The following is a 22,394-nucleotide window of genomic DNA, read 5'->3' on the forward strand; positions in this document are numbered from 1 at the left end:
CTGAAGAGTTGGTTGATCTACATCGGTTTTAGACTAATTTTCAGTCGGTTTCAACCGACTTTAGCTATGAGACGGGGGTTGAAACGAACGGCGGACTGTTTTAGACTAATTTTCAGTCGGTTTCAACCGACTTTAGCTATGAGACGGGGGTTGAAACGAACGGCGGACTGTGCCACAAATCCTATCGTTTCCGGTTGCATCATCAGGTGATAAATTAGGGTGAAATTTAGGCATACTTCTTAGAATTTGCCACCAAATAACGAACAACTAATAACAAATAACTAATAACAAATAATATGAAATTAAAGACTCCCCCAGTTATTAACAAAATCTCCAACATTCAAATAGTATTCATGGCGACTGAGGCGCTGTGGAATAATAAATTGCGTACCAGTTTGACTATGCTTGGGGTAATTATTGGCATATCTTCTGTCATTGCGATTACTTCGGTGGGCCAGGGAGTACAAAAGTCTACTGAGGAACAGTTGAAGGCTTTGGGTACTAATGTTTTATTGGTTTTATCCGGTGCTTCGCGATCGGGTGGTGTCAGTCAGGGTAGTGGTTCTGCTTCTACTGTGACATGGGATGACGCTAAGGCGATCGGCAAACAAGCTCCCGCAGTTAAGGCGATTTCGGCGTTTTTGCAGCGTCAAGTACAAGTTGTTTATGGCGGGCAAAATTCATTTACTGCTATCTTGGGAACTGATTTGAATTATCCCGATGTCAAGAACATTCAACCTCAAGCAGGACGGTTTTTTAATGAGGATGAATTGAATGCTGCTGAGCCAGTAGTTGTCCTCGGTTCTAAGGTGCGAGATGACCTTTTTGGAGTTGGGGCTAATGCGCTATCTGCTGATGTTCGGATTCAGGGAAACCGCTACAAGGTGATTGGAGTGATGGAAACCAAGGGTTCTGTAGGGGGTACGGATCAGGACGATCGCGTGTATGTTCCCCTGAAAAATATGTCGGCTCGGATTGTGGGTAGAAATTCTTTATCGGGAATTGCTATTTCTGGTTTTTGGTTGCAAACTACCGGGGAGTCGGATTTAGCTGATGCTCAATTTCAAGTGGAAAATATCTTGCGTTTACGTCATAATATTTATCCGCCACAACCGGATGATTTTCGAGTGATTAATCAAGTTGATATTGTGAATACTTTTAGCAATGTGGTAGGTTTGTTTACGGTGATGGTGGTGGCGATCGCCGGAATTTCTCTGGTAGTTGGCGGCATTGGGATTGCTAATATTATGTTGGTGTCTGTGGTGGAGCGCACTAAGGAAATTGGGATTCGGAAAGCGGTAGGTGCTACCAATGCAGCTATTCTGATTCAATTCATGGCTGAATCGATTTTAGTTTCGACGGTGGGAGGTACGGCGGGTATTGGGCTGGGAATTGCGATCGCCTTTGGGGCCGCCACAGCATTTAGTTTTCCGTTTGTAGTTTCAGTATGGTCGATCGCAGCCGGTTTTGGGCTATCCTTTACTGTAGGCTTATTGGCTGGGGTGCTACCAGCGAGGAATGCGGCTCGCTTAGATCCGATCGCAGCTTTGCGAAATGACTGAATTTATTGAGCTTGGGCCCCCTTAACCGTCTTTCTCAGAGGATTCGCTAACTCAGAAGATTCGATCTGAGAAAATTTCTTGCATTAAGTACCTCCTATCCATTATTATTCTAAAATACTTGGCAACAAGCTCTCTTCAAGAGCGCTCATTAGACTAACAATCCCCCGTCTTCCCAACGGGATTGTCAACAACGCGGACAAGTTAAACGGCAGATTAGAAATAATATAGTTGCCTTCAAAGATAATCATAAAAATCCCTTATTTAACAGGCAATCTCTATGTTAGAAGCATTAGTATTGGCAACAGTATTTTGCGGTTTTTTTGGTATCATCTTGAAAAAAAACCTGATCATGAAAATCGTCTGCATGGATGTCATGAGTACAGGGGCGATCGCCTATTATGTGGTGGTAGCAGCGCGAGATGGCTGGCTGACACCAATTATTGCAAAAGGTAAAGTTGTCCCCTACGCCGATCCGGTTCCCCAGGCGGTGATCTTAACGGCGATCGTGATTGGCTTTTCAATTCAAGCTTTAATGCTGGTAGGTGTGATGAAGCTGGCACGGGATAATCCGACATTGGAATGTAACGAAATCGAGATGAATAACACGCCTTAATACCAATTTTTTATGAGGTTGCATAGAATCCGATCCCCCATAAAGAGGGCGGGCACGGGGGCACCGCCCCTACAACGGGGGGACAAGATTCTTCTCAAAGTCCCCCTACAATCAGGGGGATTTAGGGGGATCGAGATATGTGCAACGACCCATTAAATTGGTATTAATACTCCCCGCTCTTCCAGAGATGGGGTTTCCAAAACTACCGAAATTTATCTGATGAATACCCTGACGATCGCCTGGATTGGATTTCCGTTTTTTATCGGGTTTATCATTTATTTGATTCCCAAGCTTGATAAGTATCTCGCAATATTAGGAGCGATTGTATCTGCGGCTTTTGCATTCCAGCTTTTTGCGATGCCGTCAGCGGTGACGCTGGAGTTACTGGATCATTTCAGCGTGACTTTGTTAGTCGATCGCTTGAGCGGCTATTTTATCTTAACCAATGCCCTAGTCACGGCGGCGGTTGTTCTCTACTGTTGGCCCACAGATAAGTCGGCATTTTTTTATGCACAGATTCTGATGGTGCACGGCAGTCTAAATGCCGCCTTTGCCTCTACGGATTTTATCAGTTTATATGTCGGATTAGAAGTCAGCGGGATTGCAGCTTTTCTGTTGATTTCCTATCCTCGCAGCGATCGCTCTATTTGGGTAGCCTTGCGCTATCTATTTACTAGCAACACGGCCATGCTGTTTTATCTAATCGGTGCCGTGCTGGTTTATAAGGCAAGTTATTCCTTTAGTTTTGCCGGATTGGCTAAAGCACCCCCAGAGGCGATCGCTCTGATTTTTATGGGACTTTTGGTGAAAGGAGGTGTGTTTGTCTCCGGGTTGTGGCTGCCGCTAACTCACTCGGAATCAGAAACTCCGGTGTCGGCTTTGCTGTCGGGGATTGTCGTCAAAGCGGGCGTATATCCCCTCGTGCGCTGTGCCTTGATGGTGCCTGAGGTGGCTCCTATTGTCCAGATTTTCGGGGTCGCGACGGCGCTGCTGGGCGTGTTCTGTGCCGTTTTAGAAAAAGATAGCAAGCGGATGTTGGCTTTTCACACGGTTTCGCAGTTGGGCTTTATCCTAGCAGCACCGGAAGTCGGCGGTTTTTATGCCCTGTCACACGGTTTGGTGAAATCGTCGCTGTTTTTGATTGCGGGCTCGTTACCGAGCCGGAATCTGAAAGAATTGAAACAGAAGCCGATCGATACCAAAATCTGGATTGCTTTGGTTATCGCTAGTTTATCAATCTCTGGCTTTCCCTTTTTGGTTGGCTTTGGGGCGAAGATGTTGACGATGAAGAATTTGCTACCTTGGCAAGCAATTGCCATGAATATTGCCGCAGTGGGTACAGCAATTTCCTTTGCGAAATTCATCTTTTTACCTCGTGGTGGCAAAGCAGAAGCAAAACCAGGTTTTTGGGCTGCGGTGCTGTTATTAATCGGTGGGTTGATTGCAGCTAATGCGGTGTATGTTGAAGCTTATACGCTGGAAAATATGCTCAAGGCGATCGGCACCATCGGTGTTGGTTGGTTAGCCTATTTCTTGATTTTTCAACGCACGGCAATCAAACTGCCGCGTATGCTTGAACAATTCGATCATTTGGTCGGTTTTATGAGTCTGATTTCGCTTCTACTATTCTGGATGGCATTACCGAAATGATTGGACATCTGATATTGAGACTTACCATCTGGTTTCTACTGACTGCTGATTTTAGTTTGGCAAATATTGCGATCGGTATTGTCATAGCTTTTCTATTACCTCGCAGCTACGCACCCCCAGAACCTTTAAAGGAGTGGTTTGATGTATTTGGTAAAATCTTGATGGCGATTCCGATCGCGTATATGGAAGCCTTTGAACTCATCTTCCGTCCCCACAGACATGAAGATGTGATTATGGAAAAAGTGCCCAATCATCGATCGCCCTTGTTAATCTTCCTTGATGTGTTTTTGATTACTTTTACGCCGAAAACAATTGTTGTGAATTACCACGAAGAGGGTTTTTACGAAGTGCACCGGGTGCGACGGACTTCTAGTAATTAGCTGATGTTTTTTGAGGATTTTTTTTACCGCAGAGGGCGCAGAGGGCGCAGAGGAAGAGAAGAGGGAAATTTCTAGTTTTTATGGGGCTAAGTTAGGAGGGTAGATAATTGCAGAACTTGAACAACTTGATTTTGATTTTGATGATTTTGGCTCTGCTCATACCGATGTATGAGGTATGGAAAGATGATGATATCTGGCAGACAATGTTGGCTTTTGCTAGTATTTCAACTAAGGCGGCAATCATTGCTCTGGTTATATCTGTCTGGCGCGATGATTGGATGATCGGTGTGGTAGCGGCGATTATCCTCAGTGTTGGTAATGCTGGATTGATGTTGTTGGCACAAATAATTAAACGTATTAGTGACGCATGATTGTAATAGATGTTTTGAGTTATACCTGTATCGGTATAGGGATTTTTTTCTGGTTTTGGGGTACTTCTTACCTACTTGGAAAGCGATCGGTTTTATATAAACTGCACAGTCTTTCGGTAGCAGATACCCTCGGTTCGATGTTAATTGTCGTCGGATTGCTGCTGAAAATACCCAGTAAATGGCCGCTGTTAATTCTGGCGATTATTTGCTTGGCGATATGGAACACAATGCTGGGATATGTGTTGGCCTATTGTTCTAACGCAGGGAGTAATTATGAACGATAACAGCTATATTTATGTCCTCGTCGCTCTGCTCCCGTTAGCTGCTGGTATGCTGGTGTTTCAGGTCAATCCATACCACGCATTGCTGCTGCGAGGTGTACTGGGGGCGATCGCAGCTTTGGTCTATACAATTTTAGGCGCGGGGGATGTCGGCTTGACCGAAGCCTTGATGGGCACTCTACTCGCGATTACACTTTATGCAGTGACGGTGCGTTCATCCCTGGTGCTGCGTCTGGGTGTCATCGAAAATGCGATCGGAAACGATGCTGTTTCAGACGAGAAAAGTGCAGGTCATTTTAAACAAGTAATAGATGACATCCGCACAGTTTTTAAGAAACGCCATATGCGTCTGGAAGTGGTTCCCTATGCGACTGCACAGGCGTTGCAGCGCGCGCTGATGGAAAAAGAAGTTCATGCTGTTTGTTCCCCACAAGAACAACTAGAACAAAGTGGCGAAGTGCAACCTTATAACACCGTAATTAGAGTTCGGCGCGTCTATGACATCATGCAAACGGAACTTGCATCACCGGGGACAACCCTAACCTATGTAAATACACCAGACGTAGAGGAGAAGCATTGATGAAATGGGTTTACATTGTAGCTGGAATAGCGCTGTTTGTGAAAATGCTGCTTATTGCTAATCCAACAGCAGACTTATTATTATCGCAGCAAAGTTCCATCGTCGAATTGGTTGTCCAAGATAGTGGAGTATCCAATGCGGTTTCGGGTATCATTTTGCGAAACCGATTGTATGATACTATTTTTGAAGTCGTAGTATTTACGATCGCCATTTTGGGCGCAAGTTATCTACTCGCCAATGAAAAGCCGTCCTGCGCGATTTATCAATTTACCGATCGACCATCGATTATTTTGGCACGATTGGGAGCAACAATTGCGGCATTGGTGGGTGTAGAATTAGCAATTCGCGGGCACTTAAGTCCCGGCGGTGGTTTTGCAGCCGGTGTAGCGGGCGGAACCGCGATCGGACTCATCGCCATTACCTCATCACCCCAGGCGATGCAAGACATATACAAAAAGTGGCACGCCGCGACTTGGGAGAAAGTTTCCGTACTGGTTTTTATTGTACTCTCAGTAATCACTCTTTCTGGATATGAGTTACCCCACGGAGAATTAGGCACGCTTTTAAGTGGCGGAATTCTCCCCTTACTCAATGTCCTAGTTGCAGTCAAAGTCGCCTTGGGTTCCTGGGCAGTAATGTTAGTATTTATCCGTTATCGCGGATTGTTGTGATTCATATATCAATATTCCGATCTCAAATTGACAGAGATCGGATTGAGTCATCCCTCTCTTATCTTACTCTGCGCCCTCTGCGCCCTCTGCGGTAAAAAAAATCCCAATTTACACTAAACCAGCTCCAAAAATCTGATTTGCAGTCAAGTTCAAATCGGGAAAAGCTTCCGACACAATCCGGTCATTATCTCTAAACTTAAGGACTTGATATTCACCATCAACCAAGTTACACACAGAAATCGTCGGTTGTTTCGGATTGCCAATAAAACTACGTCCACCCAACGCAGCATAATCCACAATCCAATATTCAGGGATACCCATCTCCTCATAATCAGCGTATTTCAAATAATAATCATCCCGCCAATTAGTTGACACAACCTCGATCGCCAAAGGTATCGATGCACCCAAACTCAGGATAGACTGTTTTTGCCATAAAGTTTCGTTCACCAGATTTGCACGATTCAGCACCAACAAATCAGGGAAATAACCCGAATCTTTTTCAGGAGGTCTAACTATCACTTGGCGAGGGATACCATAAGGCAATCCCAAACGTTTGATTTCATAAGGAATTTCGATGCCAAGAAAGCTGATAACTTCCTCGTGTTCGCCTGCTGGTTGTGCCATCTCAACAATATCTCCGTTATGCAATTCGTAGCGTACCGTCGAATTTTCAGGTAGCCACTCCACAAATTCCTCGAAGTTTACGAGCTTGGGTGAAACTTGGATCATAAGTTTTGACAATTACCGATAATAGAAATTATAGCAAATCTGTTTCATATCTCCCGATCGATTAACGCGCCACCTGTCGCATATAATCCCCCCACAATTGAGCCGCATCTCGACTACCTCCCTGAGTTGGAGAATTATCATCATTTCCCAGCCAAACTCCAGTTACCAATTGCTGACTCGGAATATAACCGACAAACCACAAATCTTTGTTATCATTAGTCGTTCCCGTTTTTCCCGCTTCTCCCAACCCTAAAGCAGCACTGCTACCAGTACCTCCCCGCACCACACCTTGCAACATATCTGTCATGGTATCTGCTACGACTTCCGAAACTAATTGCTGATTAGCTACTCCATCTTTTTGATAGTCATAAACCACGCGACAAGTCTTAAAATTTTTTCTATCTTCGCAATCACTGCTGTCAATGATTCGCTTGATTACATGGGGGCGATTTCCCATACCCCGATTCGCTAAGACCCCAAATGCCCCGGTTAGTTGCAATACGTTAACTTCACTTTGACCTAATACTAATCCAGGGGTTGAACGCAAGGGAGAAGTGATTCCTAAACGCTTGGCCATTCGCACTACATTGTCTAAACCAACATCTTGGGCTACTCGCAAAGCAATGGCGTTTTCTGACTGTGCTAAACCCCGATACATATCTGCACTACCGCTAGTTCTTTCGCAGCCACTATAACTTTGTCCGCCCCAAGACAGAGGTTCGCAGGAGTAACCTTTATTGGGGGAAATTCCCCGTTCTAGGGCGGCTGCATAGGTGAAAATCTTAAAGGTAGAACCTGGTTGTCTCAAGGCTTGGGTAGCTCGGTTAAACTGACTTTGTAGATAACTGACACCGCCAACTAAAGCTAATACTTCGCCAGTGGCTGTGTTGAGAGTTACCAGGGCTCCTTGGGAAAAACCATCCCTTGCTCCTGTATTTTCTACAGCATTTCTCAGGGAACTTTCTGCTACTTTTTGGAGTGTGGGATTTAAGCCTGTTTCTACAATAAAATTACCTTCTCTGGCTAACTGTTCCCCCAGTAAAAATTCTAATTCGTCAAATACATAACTGTAGAAATAAGGAGCGATCGTACTTTGGAGAAATTCGCGCGCTTTTGGGTTGATCTCAATTCGCGATCGCCTCGCGCGATCGGCTTCTTCCTGAGAAATTGTACCCATCGCTCGCATCCGTTCGATTACGCGATCGCGATACTGCACCGCCAACTGATAATTTTGAATCGGGTTAAAACTATTGGGAGCAGGCAAAATTCCCGCTAAAGTTGCCGCTTCTGACAAACTCAAATCCTTGGCAGATTTGCCAAAATAAAACCGAGATGCGTCCTCAAAACCGTACAGGTCAATTCCCAAAAACACCCGGTTCAAATAAGTCAGCAATAGCTCGTCTTTGCTGTAATAACTCTCTAATTTTAAGGCAACTACTGCTTCCCGAAATTTGCGCCCCGCCGAATCTTGAGTCCCCACATAATCTCGAAACAAACTCCTAGCTAATTGCTGTGTCAGAGTGCTGCCTCCTTCGCGAATTCCTCCTCCACGAAAATTGGTTAAAAGTGCACGCAAAACGCCGATGGGATCTACTCCTAAATGCCAGTAGTAGCGACTGTCTTCTGAAGCCATGACTGCCTTGGCTAAATAAGGAGAAAAATCGGGTAATTTCTTTAATTCTAAGTGAGCATTATTTTGAGGAGGACGCAGGGGAGTTTGACCATCACGGGCGTACACAATCACTGGCCCGTTGACACTTCTCGGCAGAGGACGTACTTGAAATTTGGTCGATTCAATGCCGATCGCCATCCCGATTAAAGCCGTGACTCCGCTGATTCCATAAAAGCTGTAGCGCAAAATTTCTGAATACAAAGGTGGCGGATCTATGTACTGAATTCTGACAGCAGCGGCGAGTTCTGGTGGCCCTAAAGTAAATACATCGCCGTGACGCAGGGACATACTTTGAATTCGCCTTTTGCCGCGGTAAATTCCGTTAGTAGAACCTTCGTCTTTGATGATAAAAGGAGTTCGGCGCGTCGTATCCCGTGATAGGGATAAATGTAGGTGGCTGACTACGGGATTGCGAATAACAATATCAGAGGATTTGGACGATCGACCTAAAAGATATCGATCGCCCAATAGCGGATAAACCTCTGCCTTTGCAGCACCGGCATCCTGTACCCAAAGTTCGGGTACTTTGGCATTCGGTTTCAGCACTAGCTGGTTAAAATTAACCTTAGCAATAGTCTGGACTGCTTGGGTAATTGCACCCAAGACGGTTTGAGGTTTGTGGGGTGGCTGCGGTGGGGTCATATTTCGCTGTAGACTACGATCGAGCGATCGGCTCTTGGACTATTCTACTCTTAACTTTTGGCTATTTTCGGAATCCTGCGCATACTCAGGGCGATTTTCTCCCCAGGGTGCGATCGATTTTCGGGTTAGCAGGGATCGGATTTGGGCGATCGAGCTAATCTAACTGTAGGATATTGGGCATTGAGCATTGGGCATCGGGCATTGGGAATAGTTTTTTCCTTCCTTCTTCCATCTTCCTGAAGCGGTTCCTGAGCGGAGTCGAAGGGCCATCTTCCATTTTCCATCTTCCATCTTCCATCTTCCTTCCACTTAACATTATGCTAACTAATATCAGTCTGGTGCTTGAAGCTTGTCAACAGTTAAATATCAATTATGAAATTCTTGCCCCCAACCAAAACTTAATCAGAATTCAACATTCTGGTCAATACTATTACTTTGTAAATTATATTACACCGTTTAATAGCGCACCCATAGTCCAAATATTTAAAGATAAAGAATATACCTATCAACTGTTGAATGGTAAAATTAAAACCCCAAAAACAATGGGTTTTTTATCTCCTTTTTGCGAGTCAAAATATCGAGAATATTTGAAAATTCAAAAATGTCAAGAAATTGCCACAGAGGTGAGGAAAGTATTTTCATTGCCCCTGATTATCAAAAGAAATCGAGGTTCCGCTGGAAATAATGTGTTCCTGTGTGAAACCCAGGAGCAAATTCAAGCAGCTATTGAAACAGTATTTAATGTCTATAGCAAAGATTATGACTATGTTTGCCTAGCTCAAGATTACATTGATATTCGCCATGAATATCGGGCGGTTTTTAGCAATCAAAAGCTAGTTCTGCTCTATGAAAAAGATAAATTAGGCGCTAAATTTACAGGTAATTTAAGCCCGCTGCATTGGGAGGGAGCCACAGCTAAGCATATCATTGATTCTAAAATTATCTCGGAGATTGAAAGCTTTGTGCAGCCAGTGTTTGCGGAAATCAATGTTACCTATGGTGGGTTTGATATTGCGATCGACCAAAATGGCGATTACTGGTTAATTGAAATTAATTCCAGTCCCAATTACGATATATTTGTCAGAGATAACGATCGCCAAATTGTCGTAACCATGTTTAAAGATATTCTAGAGACTTTGGTTGTTAACAAAACACCTTATTTGAAATGAAGAGTTGAGTAATATCAATTCCGGTTGAACCGGAATGATATAGAGGAGACGGCAATGCCCATTAGTGTCAACTTAAGCCTGAAAGCCTTGAAAAATCTCGTTTATATCCTAGTCCAGATCCCCCTAAATCCCCCTTAAGAAGGGGGACTTTGAGAAGACTCCTGTCCCCCCCTTCTTAAGGGGGGCTAGGGGGGATCTAGGCTTAATAGTCAAACAACAGTCTCTGACTGGGTTTGACGTTAAGTTGACACTAATGGGCAATGCCGTGTCCCTACCCAAAATATTGTAGGGACACGGCACTGCCGTCTCCTAATTTCGGCTACTCCATTCCTTGAAAATACCAGTAAAGATTAGCCACAGTTAAATCATTGACTTCTTGCCAACTTGAGGGGGCTAAAGCTTTATAGCCAGAGGTGGTTGCTTTCTGACTGATATAAGATTCGTGTTGTTGACGCAAGCTAGGTTTGATCAAAAATCGTAATTGATCCACTAACGATTTGAAGTGGGATTTTTGTTGCAAGTTTTGGTAGAGCGCCATTTCTGCTGGTTCTGCTACTATAGCAACTTCTTCATGAGTCTCTGAAACTGGTATCGTTTCCATATTTAAACTAGCCAATTGTTTATGCTCATCAGCCGATAAACTTAGCATCCAATCCACCTGATTTTGCCAAGAGTTCAAAACTGCTAGATCCTGATTATAAATTCGTGTGATTTCTGGAAATATAAAATCAATTTCATCTTTTGTGCAGCGCTCAATAACGGTGAAAATGTCTTGGCGTATTCTTTCTTGGAGGTGGGAAAGGGAATTACTTACAGATGCAGGCTCGTTCAGCAATTGATAAGTTAATGAAATTGTCTGCTCAATTGCCCAAGCACATTCAACTCTACGAAGATAGCCAACTGCACAAGTGGCTTTGAATAATTCAGGATTATTATAGTCAGCTAAAGCATTAGCTAAAATGTGTTGTGCACTTGTTAAGGTAGAATTTCTGGTATGTTTATCTTCCATTAATAAAGCATTTTGAATTAGTTTCTGTGCCATCGCAAATTTCTGATAAGCTTGACTTAATATTAAACGATGTTGCTCAAAATTAATGCTTTCAGCTAACAGTTTGATTTCAGCAATAACATCTGCTTTCTGGTCTTTCAGCAGTGCCTCTATACTAATAAAGCCATGTGTAACTGTTAGCTTCAATTCCTTAATATCTTCCCTCATTTTCAAAGTCTGATGAAGATTAACGGCTGACATTGCAGCTATGGCCACCACGCCGACACCAATGACGGCAGTAGATGCTGATATAATACCCATATTAGCCACGAGAGATTTTAAGCCATACTGAATCACATCTAGTATTTTGTAAGTTTCTTTAAAACCCAGATCGGTTTGAACCATTTGCGCTACACCTAATACAAAATCTGGAATAGCGAACAACGGCTCAGCAACCATACCAATTGCCGCACCTACAAAATGACCTGTTGCTCTGTCTCTAGCAATTCCCAATAATACTCCTGCACTATTCTTCACGACTTCATAAGTGCCGGAGATGATACCAGCCTGTATGTGAGGAGGAAACACAAACACCATATTTTTTACCTGAATAGCGATTGATGTTACATATTATAGTATATTATATGATTATGGTTAATACCAATTTAATGTGAAGTTGCACATATTTCGATCCCCCTAAATCCCCCTTAAGAAGGGGGACTTTGATCGGAATCTTGTCCCCCCCTTCTTAAGGGGGGTTAGGGGGGATCGGATTCTATGCAGCCTCATAAAAAATTGGTATTACACATTATAATATATTATATGATTATGGTTAAATCTGTCAGTCTACAGTGGAATTACTTAAATGAACGAATTCATGAAAGCATTTCAAAACATCGCCCAATCTGCGGCTGTCGTCGCGGCGGATGATTATAAATCCTTAGAGATTAAGGAATCTGCTACAACCGTGATTAAGTCAGTCCAGCCTGGGTTCGATGAATTGATGGGATCAGCTACCAGACTTGACAAAGTTGTGCAAAAATGCCGGAACGATATAGATCGCGCTGAAGACGTTTGGACTTGCAAACTTGGGATTGTCCAAGCTTCAAAACAGGAAATATGGCAACAGCTTGGGGAACTGAGTGGCTGTCATGTCAGAATTAATGAACTAGGTCGTCAATGTCAAAATTCGGCGATCGATGAATCTCAAGATTATTGGGATAAAATATTTGATGCCCGCGTGAAACAGAAGTGCTTTATTGATGCAGCAAACAAACAAAAAAAAGGAATTGGCTGGGGGGAAAAGGATGATTTTATTAAAGATATTCCCATCGTTATGAATCTTGTTTTTATGGAAATCGATCAAATTATCAAGCGCTGTCTGCGTCTAGTCTATCAAGACCTTAGTGCGATTAATTTAGAAGTAATTACACAGTATTTCCAAAATTTAGATAAGCAGACAAAAGATGTGTTGAATCATCAGATGAATGTAACTTTTAGCGTGATAGCAAATAAATTTGAGCAGCCGACAGTTTACTTGCCTGAGAATACCAAATCACTGAGATCTGCACTTAGTCCGGCTCTGGATAATTTATCCAAATACCGTTTAGGCGATCTTTTTTGGGAAGAGGTTGTAAATTTTGAAAAGCAGGTTTCAACCGCGATCAATAATTTCATCAATTCAATCTTTGATGACAGATTAAAAGTAGGAAGTCAAGCTTTGGTTGAAGCCATGATATTTTACAATGAATTTCTGGAAAAGCAAGATAGATATCAGCAAGAAACACCTGCACAACGTCAGGCTGAAAGAGCCTGGATTGATTCGCAATGGCAAGAAATTCAGAGACTGGAAAAAGGTATTAAAGTGATTCTAAATTCTTCTCCATAATTCCTTAAGCTACTGTCATTGTACGAGAGCGCACTTCTTCACACGCTAAAATAAACTTAGTCACAATTCCATCAAAAAAATGACACCAGAAATACTCGAAGTAGAGGGAACGTGGGAAGAAATTCTCGCCCAAGCTGCAAAATTTGCCGATCGCAGAGTTCGCATCATCGTTCTTGCTAACGAAGACGAAGAGGCACTCCCATCTCCAGAAGAGAGCTTTCGGCAAGCATGGCTGGAAATAAAGACCGGAAAAACTAGACCTGTATCGGAACTGTGGGAAGGCATTGATGCAGTGATCGAGATGATGGAGTCTCTGCCAGAAAATTTACAGCAGCAAGTAGCAGAATACTTGAAAGAGTGTATCGCAGACTTAAAAGATGAGCTTCAATGGGACGAATCTTTCGAGAAAACGCAACCGCAACTTGTGGCTGCGGCCCAACGCGCAAAAAAAGAAATTGCTCTTGCTGACGAATCGTTGAAGTCAGCAGAAGAGTGTTTTCGCCAAGGATGGAAAGAAGCAATGACAGGGCAGACTGTACCGCTTTCTGAACTTTGGGAGGGAATTGATGCAGAGTAATCCTCCTTTAAGGCAGATTATACCTACACGAGAATTTCAACGCGACTTGCGGGCTCTCTCTAAAAAGTACCGCCATATTCGATCGGATGTTCAGCCGATTATTGAAAAACTGCAAGCTGGAGAGTTGCTGGGAGTTCCGATACCTGGGATTGGTTACGAGATATTTAAGGTGCGTGTTAAAAACAGCGATATTCAAAAAGGAAAAAGCGCTGGATATAGATTCATTTACTACCTTCAAACAATGACGAGCGTTATCTTGATTGCCATTTATTCAAAATCCGAACAATCAGATATTGCATCCGATCGAATTTTAGCAATTATCAGCGAATTTAACGAGTTGATTGAAGACGCAGGAGAAACAATATAAGAAATACAAAATAAGGACTAAAATCTATAATTAACTAAATTCAAATCTTGAAAAAAGCACAAGGTAACGGAGGACACGGCAGTGCCGTTTTCATACCCCAAAACTTCAAATTTCTCGCGGTCAAATCGCACAAAATTAACTAAATCCTCTCCAACACCTGAATCCCCAACAAACCTAACCCTAACTTTAAAGTCCGCGCCGTCAAATCGCACAAAACTAACCGCGAACTCCTCAACGGTTCCTCAGCTTTCAACACCGGACATTGCTCAAAGAATTGATTGAATTTTTGACTCAATTCAAACAAATACTGACAAATCCGATTGGGCAATAAATCTCCACCAACTGCATTTATCACTTCATTCAACTGCAATAAATGCTTGGCTAATACCAACTCCGCATCCGACTCCAAAATCACTTTTGCACCAGCATCTAAGTTATCAAAATCAATCCCACCTTTGCGGCGAATTCCCTGCACGCGCACGTAAGCATACAGCATATAAGGAGCGGTATTTCCTTGCAAAGCCAGCATTTTGTCGTAACTAAAGACATAGTTACTTGCCCGGTTTTGACTTAAGTCGGCATACTTAACCGCACTCAAACCAACTACATGAGAGACGTTAGCTATAAACTCTTCTGTTTCCTGTCTTTCTTCTGCTGCTAATCTTGTTTCCAAATCTGCGCGGGTTCGCACGATCGCCTCATCGAGCAAATCCTGCAACCGCACTGCATCCCCAGAACGAGTTTTTAATCTTTTGCCATCTTCTCCGCATACCAAACCGAAGGGAACATGAACAATATTCACATCTTCAGGAATCCAATTGGCTTTTCTGGCTACTGCAAATACTTGAGCAAAATGGTTGGCTTGTCCTGAATCGGTGACATAAATTATGCGTTTTGCGCCGTCTTCTTCGATCCGGTAGCGGATTGCTGCTAAATCGGTGGTGGCGTAGTTGTAGCCACCGTCGCTTTTTTGGACAATTAGTGGCAGTGGTTCCCCTTCTTTGTTGGTAAAACCGTCTACAAACACGCATTTTGCACCGTCACTTTCTACTAGCAAACCGAGACTGGTTAAATCCTCGACTACTGCGGGCAATAATGGATTGTAAAACGATTCGCCACGTTCGGTTAATTTGATGTCGAGTAAGTTGTAGATTACTTGAAATTCGCGGCGGGATTGATCGCATAGCAATTTCCAAGCGCGACGGGTATCTTCGGCACCGGATTGCAGTTTTACTACTTCTTGTCTGGCGGTTTCTTTGAAGGTTTCATCGGCATCAAATCGCTGTTTTGCTTGGCGGTAAAATGCAACTAAATCTCCTAAATCTAGGGAGTCAGCAGTTGTTAATGCTTCGGGGTGTACTTCGCGCAAATAGGCGATTAGCATTCCGAATTGGGTGCCCCAGTCGCCGATGTGGTTGATTCTGATGACGTCGTGGCCGAGAAATTCGAGGATGCGGGCGATCGCATCGCCGATAATAGTCGATCGCAGGTGCCCGACGTGCATTTCTTTGGCGATATTCGGACTGGAAAAGTCGATCGCCACTCTCTGAGGTGTCTCTGTCTGTGAAATGCCCAAACGAGAGTCGATCGCGATCGCCCTAACTTCTGCTTCCAAATAAGCCGGTTTCAGCTTTAAATTGATAAAGCCGGGGCCGGCAATTTCTGGGGTTTCGCAGATGTCGGCGATGTCGAGGTTTTCGATGATGGTTTGGGCAATTATCCGTGGGGACTTGCCTAACTTTTTCCCCAAACTCATCGCCGCATTGCACTGAAAATCCCCAAAGTTGGGATTGCTTGCTGCTGTCAGCATCGGATCGGTACCTGCTAGATTTTCCCCGAATGCTGTGGTGAATGCTTTGTCAAATCTTGCTTTTAACTGGGATGTGGTTGAGAACATACTGTATAAGTAGAGCCAAAATTAGGAATATTTTTACTTTTCTGGGGATGTCAATTATTCGCCGTGATAACACATAACTGATTTTATCACAGTTGCGAACGCTACACAAATCCTCAAAAATCACATTTAGTTGATGATCTCGATCGCGCTCAAATTTAATTAAATCGATTAAATTAAGGTATGTTAAAATTTTTTCAATCCTCCTAAAGATCCTACCAAAGGAAGTTGCCATGTTATCTCAACCTATTTTTGGCGATCGTTCTCTGACTCAAGCCTTTTATCAAGCTGTAATCGATCGCTTCGATGACCCTTTGAGTCTCTCGACTCAAGCACTATTACGCGAGTGTACCCTCGGCTTCGCACCCAGTCCCGAAGGAGTCAAAACCTTTTTGATTATCGCGCCGACGCTGGAAGCAGCCGAGCAACTGATTAACAAAATGGAAAGTATTTTAGATCGGGTTGCCGAACTTATGGCTGGAGTCGGACAAGTTGCTCTCTGCGTCAAGCCCGCCGACAGCGCAGCCCTAGAAACTGTCGATCGACAAAACTTAGAAAAAGTTCCCACAGATTGTCTGGCTTGTAAATTCTTTTCTATTATGTGTGACTGTGAAACAGCCGATCGCTAGAGTGAAAAGTTATCCACCACGAACCGATTTGAGATTTGAGATTTGAGATTTGAGATTTAGAGATAAAATCTAATGATTGAAATTATCAAATCTAAAATCAAACCATGACGGTAAAACTCACACCGAACCCCAGCTTTAGTTTAACAATTCGCGTTGTCCTGCCAAACCAGCCGGGAATGCTGGCAGGCGTCATCAGCGCGATCGGCTCAGTTGGTGGCAACTTCGGCCAAATTGACTTGATCGAACAAACTCGCGCCACTACCATTCGTGAGATCACCGTCGATGCTTCGAGCACCGAACACAGCGAAGAAATAGTGCAAGCAGTGAAAGCACTGCCCAATATCAAAGTGCTCGATGTATACGATCGCACCTTCAACTTGCACCGCGGTGGCAAAATCCGAGTAGAAAGCAAAATTTCCCTCAAACGCCAGTCCGATTTGGCAATGGCATATACCCCTGGAGTTGGCCGCATCTGTATGGCGATCGCCAACGACCCCCAACAAGTTTACAACCTCACAATCAAACAAAATACTGTGGCTATTGTTACAGATGGTAGCGCAGTTTTGGGACTGGGAAACCTCGGCCCGATGGCTGCACTTCCAGTCATGGAAGGCAAAGCCATGCTATTTAAAGAATTTGCCGGAATTGATGCCTTTCCTATCTGTTTGAATACCCAAGATACCGAGGAAATTATTCGCACAGTCCAGAATATTGCCCCAGTTTTTGGTGGTGTTAATCTCGAAGATATTTCCTCGCCTCGCTGCTTTGAAATCGAAGCAAGATTGCGCGAAACTCTAGATATTCCCATCTTTCACGATGACCAACATGGCACTGCAATTGTCAGTTTAGCAGCATTAATTAATGCCCTAAAAGTAGTGCAGAAATCAATGTCAGAGGTTTGCATCGTGATTAATGGAGCCGGTGCTGCTGGAGTTGCGATCGCCCGGTTGTTACGCAAAGCAGGCGCCGAAAACATCATCATGTGCGACTCCAAAGGTGTCCTGTCAAAAGACCGCACGGACATGAACCCAGAAAAACTCGAATTTGCAGTGGCTTCCAGCGGTACTTTGGAAGATGCGATCGCCGGTGCCGATGTGTTTTTAGGAGTCAGCGCCCCCGGAGTTTTGACCCGCTCCATGGTGCGTTCCATGGCCGAGAATCCGATTGTGTTTGCCATGGCAAATCCGATTCCCGAAATTCAGCCAGAACTAATCATGGATGATGTGGCGATCGTGGCAACTGGGCGTAGCGATTACCCGAATCAAATTAACAATGTTTTGGCATTTCCGGGCATATTCCGAGGTGCTTTGGACTGCAAGGCGGCCACGATTACCACCAATATGTATTTGGAAGCAGCTTATGCGATCGCATCTTTAGTCAGCCCTTCCAAGCTGAACAAAGAATACATTATACCCTCTGTATTTGACGAGCGAGTTGCCACTGCTGTCGCTAGTGCAGTGCAGTTGGCAGCGCGAGCCGAAGGCATAGCCCGCGATTAATTACACCTAGTGATTGGTTATTAGTTATTGGCTAAGTCGAAGGGCATGGCATCGCCAATAACTAACAACCAAAAACCAAAAACAAACAACCAATAATATAAAATCCTCTCTTCATCGTCCTGTATTAAACTCTCTCTTCTCTTGCTTCGCGTACTTCGCGCCTTCGCGGTTAAATCACCTGACGATACAACCGGAATTGATATAACCAATAACAAACAACCAATAACCAATAACCAATAACTACTGACTGCTGAAATGGTGATAAAAATCACAAGATAAAAAAAATATAAAAGTAGATTATAATTAACTAGCCCATCCCAGACAGGTCAGATGCCAAGCCAGCTAGGAGAAGACCGGAGCGATCCCAGCCACCGCAAATTATTAGAAATCAGTCCCATGGGGCTTGCCTTGTGTCGGATGGACGGGACTTTTTTGGACGTAAATCCAGCCTTTGCAGCAATTATCGGCCACACAGTTGAAACAACTCTCACCCTCAACTACTGGGCAGTTTTGCACACAGAATGTACAGCCCAACAAAAAAAAGATCCAGAAAATCAGCTCGAGCATAACTGCACAGACCACTGTGCAGCAGCATACCAACACAAAGACGGTCATCTCGTACCTGTGCGCGTTTCCCAGTGGACAGTAGAAATAGAGGGAGAGTCTGGGCTGTGGCTGACTGCTGAAAAAATTGGCAACGAGGGGGTTCAAAACAGTATCTTACTCTCGGCATCTTTGTCGCAGCCAAGCAATTTCAATCTAGAAAACTTACTAGCTCAGCGAACTACGGAACTGGCAAAAACTCAGGAACAACTTCAACAAACAATCGCCGAACTTGAACAAACTCAAGCTAATTTGCGTCACCACAGTCAAATTATCGACCAAATTCGAGAAGCGGTGATTTGTACAGATATGGAGGGTTTCATCACCAGTTGGAATCAAGCATCCCAAAGGTTATATGGCTATCAAGAAAGTGAAGTATTAGGAAAGCATATTTCTCTGATTTACCCGCCAGAACAACACCAGATTTTATTAAAAAAAGTAATCGACCTGCTCCAAAAAAAAGGTGAGTATCAAACAGAAGTTATAACACGTCGTAAATCAGGAGAAGTTTTTTATTCTCACCTCGTGCTTTCGCTATTGAAAGACCACAGGGGAGAAGTTATAGGGATGATTGGCTATTTAACAGATATTAGCGATCGCAAAGCTTTAGAACAAGAATTAGCCGTGCGACAAGCACGATTTGATGCTTTTTTCAAGGATGCGCCGGCCGGACTTTGCATTTTGGACGATGAACTGCGATTCGTACAAATCAATAAAATGTTAGCAGAAATGAATGATGCCAGCCCAGCCGACCACATCGGCAAGACTGTGCATGAAATTATACCAGATATCGCCCCCATAGTCGAGCCTTTATACCAGCAAATTTTGCGGACAAAAGAACCCGTACTCAATATCGAACTCAGCGCGGAAAAAGTGAGACAGCCCGGAGTGATGGTACACATCGTCGCCTCTTACTTTCCCCTACTAGATGCAGGTGGCGAGGCGATCGGCATTGGCGCAGTAGTTATTGAAATTACCGATCGCAAACAAGCAGAAGAAGCCCTACGACAAAGCGAACAACTCTACCGCACTATGGCAAGGAATTTTCCTAACGGTGCGGTGATGCTGTTTGATACAGAATTGCGTTATACCCTTGTAGAAGGGAAAGAATTAGCAGCAGTTGGTCTTTCTAAAGAGTTGATGGAAGGCAAGACAATTTGGGAAATATTTTCCCCAGAATTCTGCGCTGCTGTGGAACCCAATTATCGGGCTGCACTAGGTGGAGAAACCGTGGTAACTGAATTTAATTATAGCGATCGCACTTACCTAGCCTATACTCTGCCCGTCAAAAACGAACGCCAAGAAATCACCGGCGGATTGCTGATGACTCAAAACATTACTGACAGTCAATTAGCCGAGGAAGCACTGCGGCAAAGCGAAGAAAAATACAGGTGCATTGTAGAGACAGCAGACGAAGGAATTTGGATGATTGATGCCGAGAGTAAGACTACTTTTGTGAACCAAAAAATGGCTGATATGCTTGGCTGTACCACCGATGAAATGATGCAACAGCCGTTATTTACTTTCATGGATGAAGAAGGTATTGCCATCTCTCAAGCAAATCTAGAACGCCGTCGTCAAGGCATCCGCGAACAACATGATTTCAAATTCCGCCGGAAAAATGGCAGTGATTTGTGGGCGATAGTTTCTAGTAATCCCATGCTAGATAAACAGGGAAACTATATCGGCGCTTTGGGAATGATTGCCGACATTACCGATCGCAAAAAAGCAGAAGCAGCATTGCAGCAGTCAGAAGCTAAATTTCGCTCGCTTTACGAATTAACCAGTTTGGCTGTTTTAATGTTAGATGAAAATGGGATTCGTGATGTCAATAATGCCACCCTAGAACTATTTGGAGCCACGGAAAAAGAGCAGTTTGTAGGTAAGAATCCTGGTCAATTTTCGCCACCTTTCCAACCTAGTGGCAGAGACTCTTTGAGTATGGCTAATGAAATGATGGCCATCGCCTTTGAACGCCGCCATAACCGTTTTGATTGGCTTCACCAGCGTTTCGACGGTACGGATTTTCCGGCAGAAGTCGTGCTGACAATCATCCAAGCCGGCAATGAAACAATGATCCAAGCAGTAGTCCAAGATTTGAGCGATCGCAAATTTGCCGAAGAAGTGTTACTGCGATCGGAACAAACACTCCGACAGCAAGCTCGACGCGAACAACTGCTAAACCAAATTGCTAGCCAAATTCGCAATTCTTTAGAATTAGAGACTATTTTAGAAACTTCCGTAGCAGAAATTCGCCATCTCATGCAGCTAGATTGGTGCATTTTTGCTTGGTATCGCTCCCATGATAATTCGGCAGTTTGGGAAGTAACTTGTGAAGCCAAAAATCCGGCATTACTCAGCTTTTTGGGTGCGTGTTTTGTGGACGAAAATTCGAGTATTATAGCCCAGCATATTGGGCAGATGAAAACTTTGCAAATTAATAATATTAGCAGTTTACCAAATCGAGAAATAGGCGAAATTCATCAAACATTTGGAGTCGTTTCCATGCTAGTGCTGCCAATTCAAACTACTGCCGGCGATATTGGGGCCATTGGCTGCTATCAAGCTGGGGAAATGCGACAGTGGAACGATTCTGAAGTGGAACTGATGCAAGGAGTGGCTGCTCAAATTGCGATCGCGATCGATCATGCCGAACTTTACACCCAAACCCGCACTGCCGCCAAATTAGCTCAAGCTCAAGCTGTACAGTTAGAAGAAACTTTGCACCAACTCCAGCGCACCCAATCTCAGTTAATTCAGAGTGAAAAAATGTCGAGTTTGGGACAGTTGGTAGCAGGTGTCGCCCACGAAATTAACAACCCCGTAAATTTTATTTATGGTAATCTTACTTACGCCAGCGAATACACTCAAAGCCTGCTGAAACTAATCCAAATTTATCAACAGGAATACCCGGAGCCTACCGCAGCAATTTTAGATGAAATAGAAACCATCGAACTTGATTATATTCTTGAAGATTACCCAAAAATCATCTCATCAATGAAAGTAGGAGCCGATCGCATTCGGGATATAGTTTTAAGTTTGCGTACTTTCTCCCGACTTGACGAAGCGGAAATGAAAAAAGTGGACATTCACGAAGGGATAGAAAGCACCCTGATGATTTTGCAAAACCGCATCAAAAATAAACCAGAGCGCCTTCCTATTAATGTGATTAAACAATACGGTGATTTACCCAAAGTAGAGTGCTATCCCGGTCCGTTAAATCAAGTATTTATGAATTTGTTGAGTAATGCCATCGATGCCATAGAAATGGAGGTGGAAAAATCCGCTGCGGAGGCCAGAAATCGGGCAAATACAGCCAAAAATCTCGAAATTACGATTCGCACAGAAGTAACCGAAAATAACTGCGTGGCGATTCGGATTAGGGATAGTGGCCCTGGTATCAGCGAAGATGTGAAGAAGCACTTATTCGATCCATTTTTTACCACTAAACCAGTGGGTAAGGGAACTGGTTTAGGTTTAGCAATTTCCATGTCAATTATCGCCGAAAAACACGGTGGCGAGCTTTTTTGCAATTCTGTATTGGGAGAAGGTTGCGAATTTGCGATCGAGATTCCTCTGCGACAAAAAAGAGATTAAGCAGCGATACAAATTGCGGTTGCATGGTCATG

Annotated in this window: 20 protein-coding genes; 15 read left to right on the forward strand and 5 right to left on the reverse strand. The window is 43.8% G+C overall.

Annotation, left to right across the window (positions count from 1 at the left end; all coding sequences use genetic code 11):
* Positions 1-296 precede the first annotated feature (296 nt).
* From P2A85_RS20910 to P2A85_RS20945, 8 genes are all read left to right on the forward strand, one after another.
* On the forward strand, positions 297-1,562 hold the full coding sequence (locus P2A85_RS20910; RefSeq protein WP_377475302.1) for an ABC transporter permease: 1,266 nt from the start codon (positions 297-299) through the stop codon (positions 1,560-1,562).
* Between the two features lie 277 nt (positions 1,563-1,839).
* Complete coding sequence (locus P2A85_RS20915) at positions 1,840-2,175, forward strand: cation:proton antiporter subunit C (RefSeq protein WP_377475303.1); 336 nt, start codon at positions 1,840-1,842, stop codon at positions 2,173-2,175.
* A 219-nt stretch (positions 2,176-2,394) separates the two neighbouring features.
* A complete protein-coding gene (locus P2A85_RS20920; protein ID WP_377475304.1) occupies positions 2,395-3,825 on the forward strand; it encodes a cation:proton antiporter in 1,431 nt (476 codons plus the stop codon).
* Positions 3,822-4,205, forward strand: a complete 384-nt coding sequence (locus tag P2A85_RS20925; protein WP_377475305.1) for a Na+/H+ antiporter subunit E — start codon at positions 3,822-3,824, stop codon at positions 4,203-4,205. Before P2A85_RS20920 ends, P2A85_RS20925 begins: the two co-directional genes overlap by 4 nt.
* Positions 4,206-4,345: 140 nt before the next feature.
* Positions 4,346-4,576, forward strand: a complete 231-nt coding sequence (locus P2A85_RS20930) for a hypothetical protein (protein ID WP_340521673.1) — start codon at positions 4,346-4,348, stop codon at positions 4,574-4,576.
* Complete coding sequence (locus P2A85_RS20935; RefSeq protein ID WP_377475306.1) at positions 4,573-4,860, forward strand: monovalent cation/H(+) antiporter subunit G; 288 nt, start codon at positions 4,573-4,575, stop codon at positions 4,858-4,860. The genes P2A85_RS20930 and P2A85_RS20935 overlap by 4 nt, the downstream gene beginning before the upstream one ends.
* Positions 4,850-5,437, forward strand: coding sequence for a DUF4040 domain-containing protein (locus tag P2A85_RS20940; RefSeq protein WP_377475307.1), 588 nt, complete (start codon positions 4,850-4,852; stop codon positions 5,435-5,437). The genes P2A85_RS20935 and P2A85_RS20940 overlap by 11 nt, the downstream gene beginning before the upstream one ends.
* Positions 5,437-6,108 (forward strand): Na(+)/H(+) antiporter subunit B, encoded by a 672-nt coding sequence (locus P2A85_RS20945; protein WP_371122076.1) that lies wholly within the window; start codon positions 5,437-5,439, stop codon positions 6,106-6,108. Before P2A85_RS20940 ends, P2A85_RS20945 begins: the two co-directional genes overlap by 1 nt.
* Positions 6,109-6,216: 108 nt before the next feature.
* On the opposite strand, the gene P2A85_RS20950 is transcribed toward P2A85_RS20945, so the two are convergent.
* The 3 genes from P2A85_RS20950 to P2A85_RS20960 form a co-directional block, all read right to left on the reverse strand.
* Positions 6,217-6,837 carry a Uma2 family endonuclease gene (locus P2A85_RS20950; protein WP_377475309.1) on the reverse strand — a complete coding sequence of 207 codons (621 nt, stop codon included), beginning with the start codon at positions 6,835-6,837 and terminating at the stop codon, positions 6,217-6,219.
* A 61-nt stretch (positions 6,838-6,898) separates the two neighbouring features.
* Entirely contained in the window at positions 6,899-9,151 is a 2,253-nt protein-coding gene (locus P2A85_RS20955) for a transglycosylase domain-containing protein (protein WP_377475310.1), read from the reverse strand.
* Positions 9,152-9,276: 125 nt separating this feature from the next.
* On the reverse strand, positions 9,277-9,435 hold the full coding sequence (locus tag P2A85_RS20960) for a hypothetical protein (protein ID WP_377475311.1): 159 nt from the start codon (positions 9,433-9,435) through the stop codon (positions 9,277-9,279).
* 33 nt (positions 9,436-9,468) lie between these two features.
* On the opposite strand from P2A85_RS20960, the gene P2A85_RS20965 reads away from it, so the two are divergent.
* Complete coding sequence (locus P2A85_RS20965; protein ID WP_377475312.1) at positions 9,469-10,320, forward strand: RimK family alpha-L-glutamate ligase; 852 nt, start codon at positions 9,469-9,471, stop codon at positions 10,318-10,320.
* A 319-nt stretch (positions 10,321-10,639) separates the two neighbouring features.
* Here the strand turns inward: P2A85_RS20965 and P2A85_RS20970 are convergent, their stop codons facing one another.
* On the reverse strand, positions 10,640-11,905 hold the full coding sequence (locus tag P2A85_RS20970) for a hypothetical protein (RefSeq protein WP_377475313.1): 1,266 nt from the start codon (positions 11,903-11,905) through the stop codon (positions 10,640-10,642).
* A gap of 268 nt (positions 11,906-12,173) precedes the next feature.
* Between P2A85_RS20970 and P2A85_RS20975 the strand changes: the two genes are divergently transcribed.
* The 3 genes from P2A85_RS20975 to P2A85_RS20985 all read left to right on the forward strand — a co-directional run bounded on the left by P2A85_RS20975 (position 12,174) and on the right by P2A85_RS20985 (position 14,140).
* Positions 12,174-13,196: a hypothetical protein gene (locus tag P2A85_RS20975; protein WP_377475314.1), complete on the forward strand. Its 1,023-nt coding sequence runs from the start codon at positions 12,174-12,176 to the stop codon at positions 13,194-13,196.
* A 79-nt stretch (positions 13,197-13,275) separates the two neighbouring features.
* Complete coding sequence (locus P2A85_RS20980; RefSeq protein ID WP_377475315.1) at positions 13,276-13,773, forward strand: hypothetical protein; 498 nt, start codon at positions 13,276-13,278, stop codon at positions 13,771-13,773.
* Positions 13,763-14,140 carry a type II toxin-antitoxin system RelE/ParE family toxin gene (locus P2A85_RS20985; RefSeq protein ID WP_371122071.1) on the forward strand — a complete coding sequence of 126 codons (378 nt, stop codon included), beginning with the start codon at positions 13,763-13,765 and terminating at the stop codon, positions 14,138-14,140. The genes P2A85_RS20980 and P2A85_RS20985 overlap by 11 nt, the downstream gene beginning before the upstream one ends.
* Positions 14,141-14,279: 139 nt before the next feature.
* On the opposite strand, the gene argS is transcribed toward P2A85_RS20985, so the two are convergent.
* Positions 14,280-16,037 carry an arginine--tRNA ligase gene (argS, locus tag P2A85_RS20990; protein ID WP_377475316.1) on the reverse strand — a complete coding sequence of 586 codons (1,758 nt, stop codon included), beginning with the start codon at positions 16,035-16,037 and terminating at the stop codon, positions 14,280-14,282.
* Between the two features lie 230 nt (positions 16,038-16,267).
* Here argS and P2A85_RS20995 point away from each other — a divergent pair, with 230 nt between their 5' ends.
* From P2A85_RS20995 to P2A85_RS21005, 3 genes are all read left to right on the forward strand, one after another.
* Positions 16,268-16,663, forward strand: a complete 396-nt coding sequence (locus P2A85_RS20995) for a hypothetical protein (protein WP_377475317.1) — start codon at positions 16,268-16,270, stop codon at positions 16,661-16,663.
* Positions 16,664-16,767: 104 nt separating this feature from the next.
* Positions 16,768-18,162 (forward strand): malic enzyme-like NAD(P)-binding protein, encoded by a 1,395-nt coding sequence (locus tag P2A85_RS21000; RefSeq protein WP_377475318.1) that lies wholly within the window; start codon positions 16,768-16,770, stop codon positions 18,160-18,162.
* A 330-nt stretch (positions 18,163-18,492) separates the two neighbouring features.
* Positions 18,493-22,362, forward strand: coding sequence for a PAS domain S-box protein (locus tag P2A85_RS21005; RefSeq protein WP_377475319.1), 3,870 nt, complete (start codon positions 18,493-18,495; stop codon positions 22,360-22,362).
* Positions 22,363-22,394: the final 32 nt, after the last annotated feature.

Source organism: Microcoleus anatoxicus, from assembly GCF_042465725.1.
Lineage (GTDB): Bacteria > Cyanobacteriota > Cyanobacteriia > Cyanobacteriales > Microcoleaceae > Microcoleus > Microcoleus anatoxicus.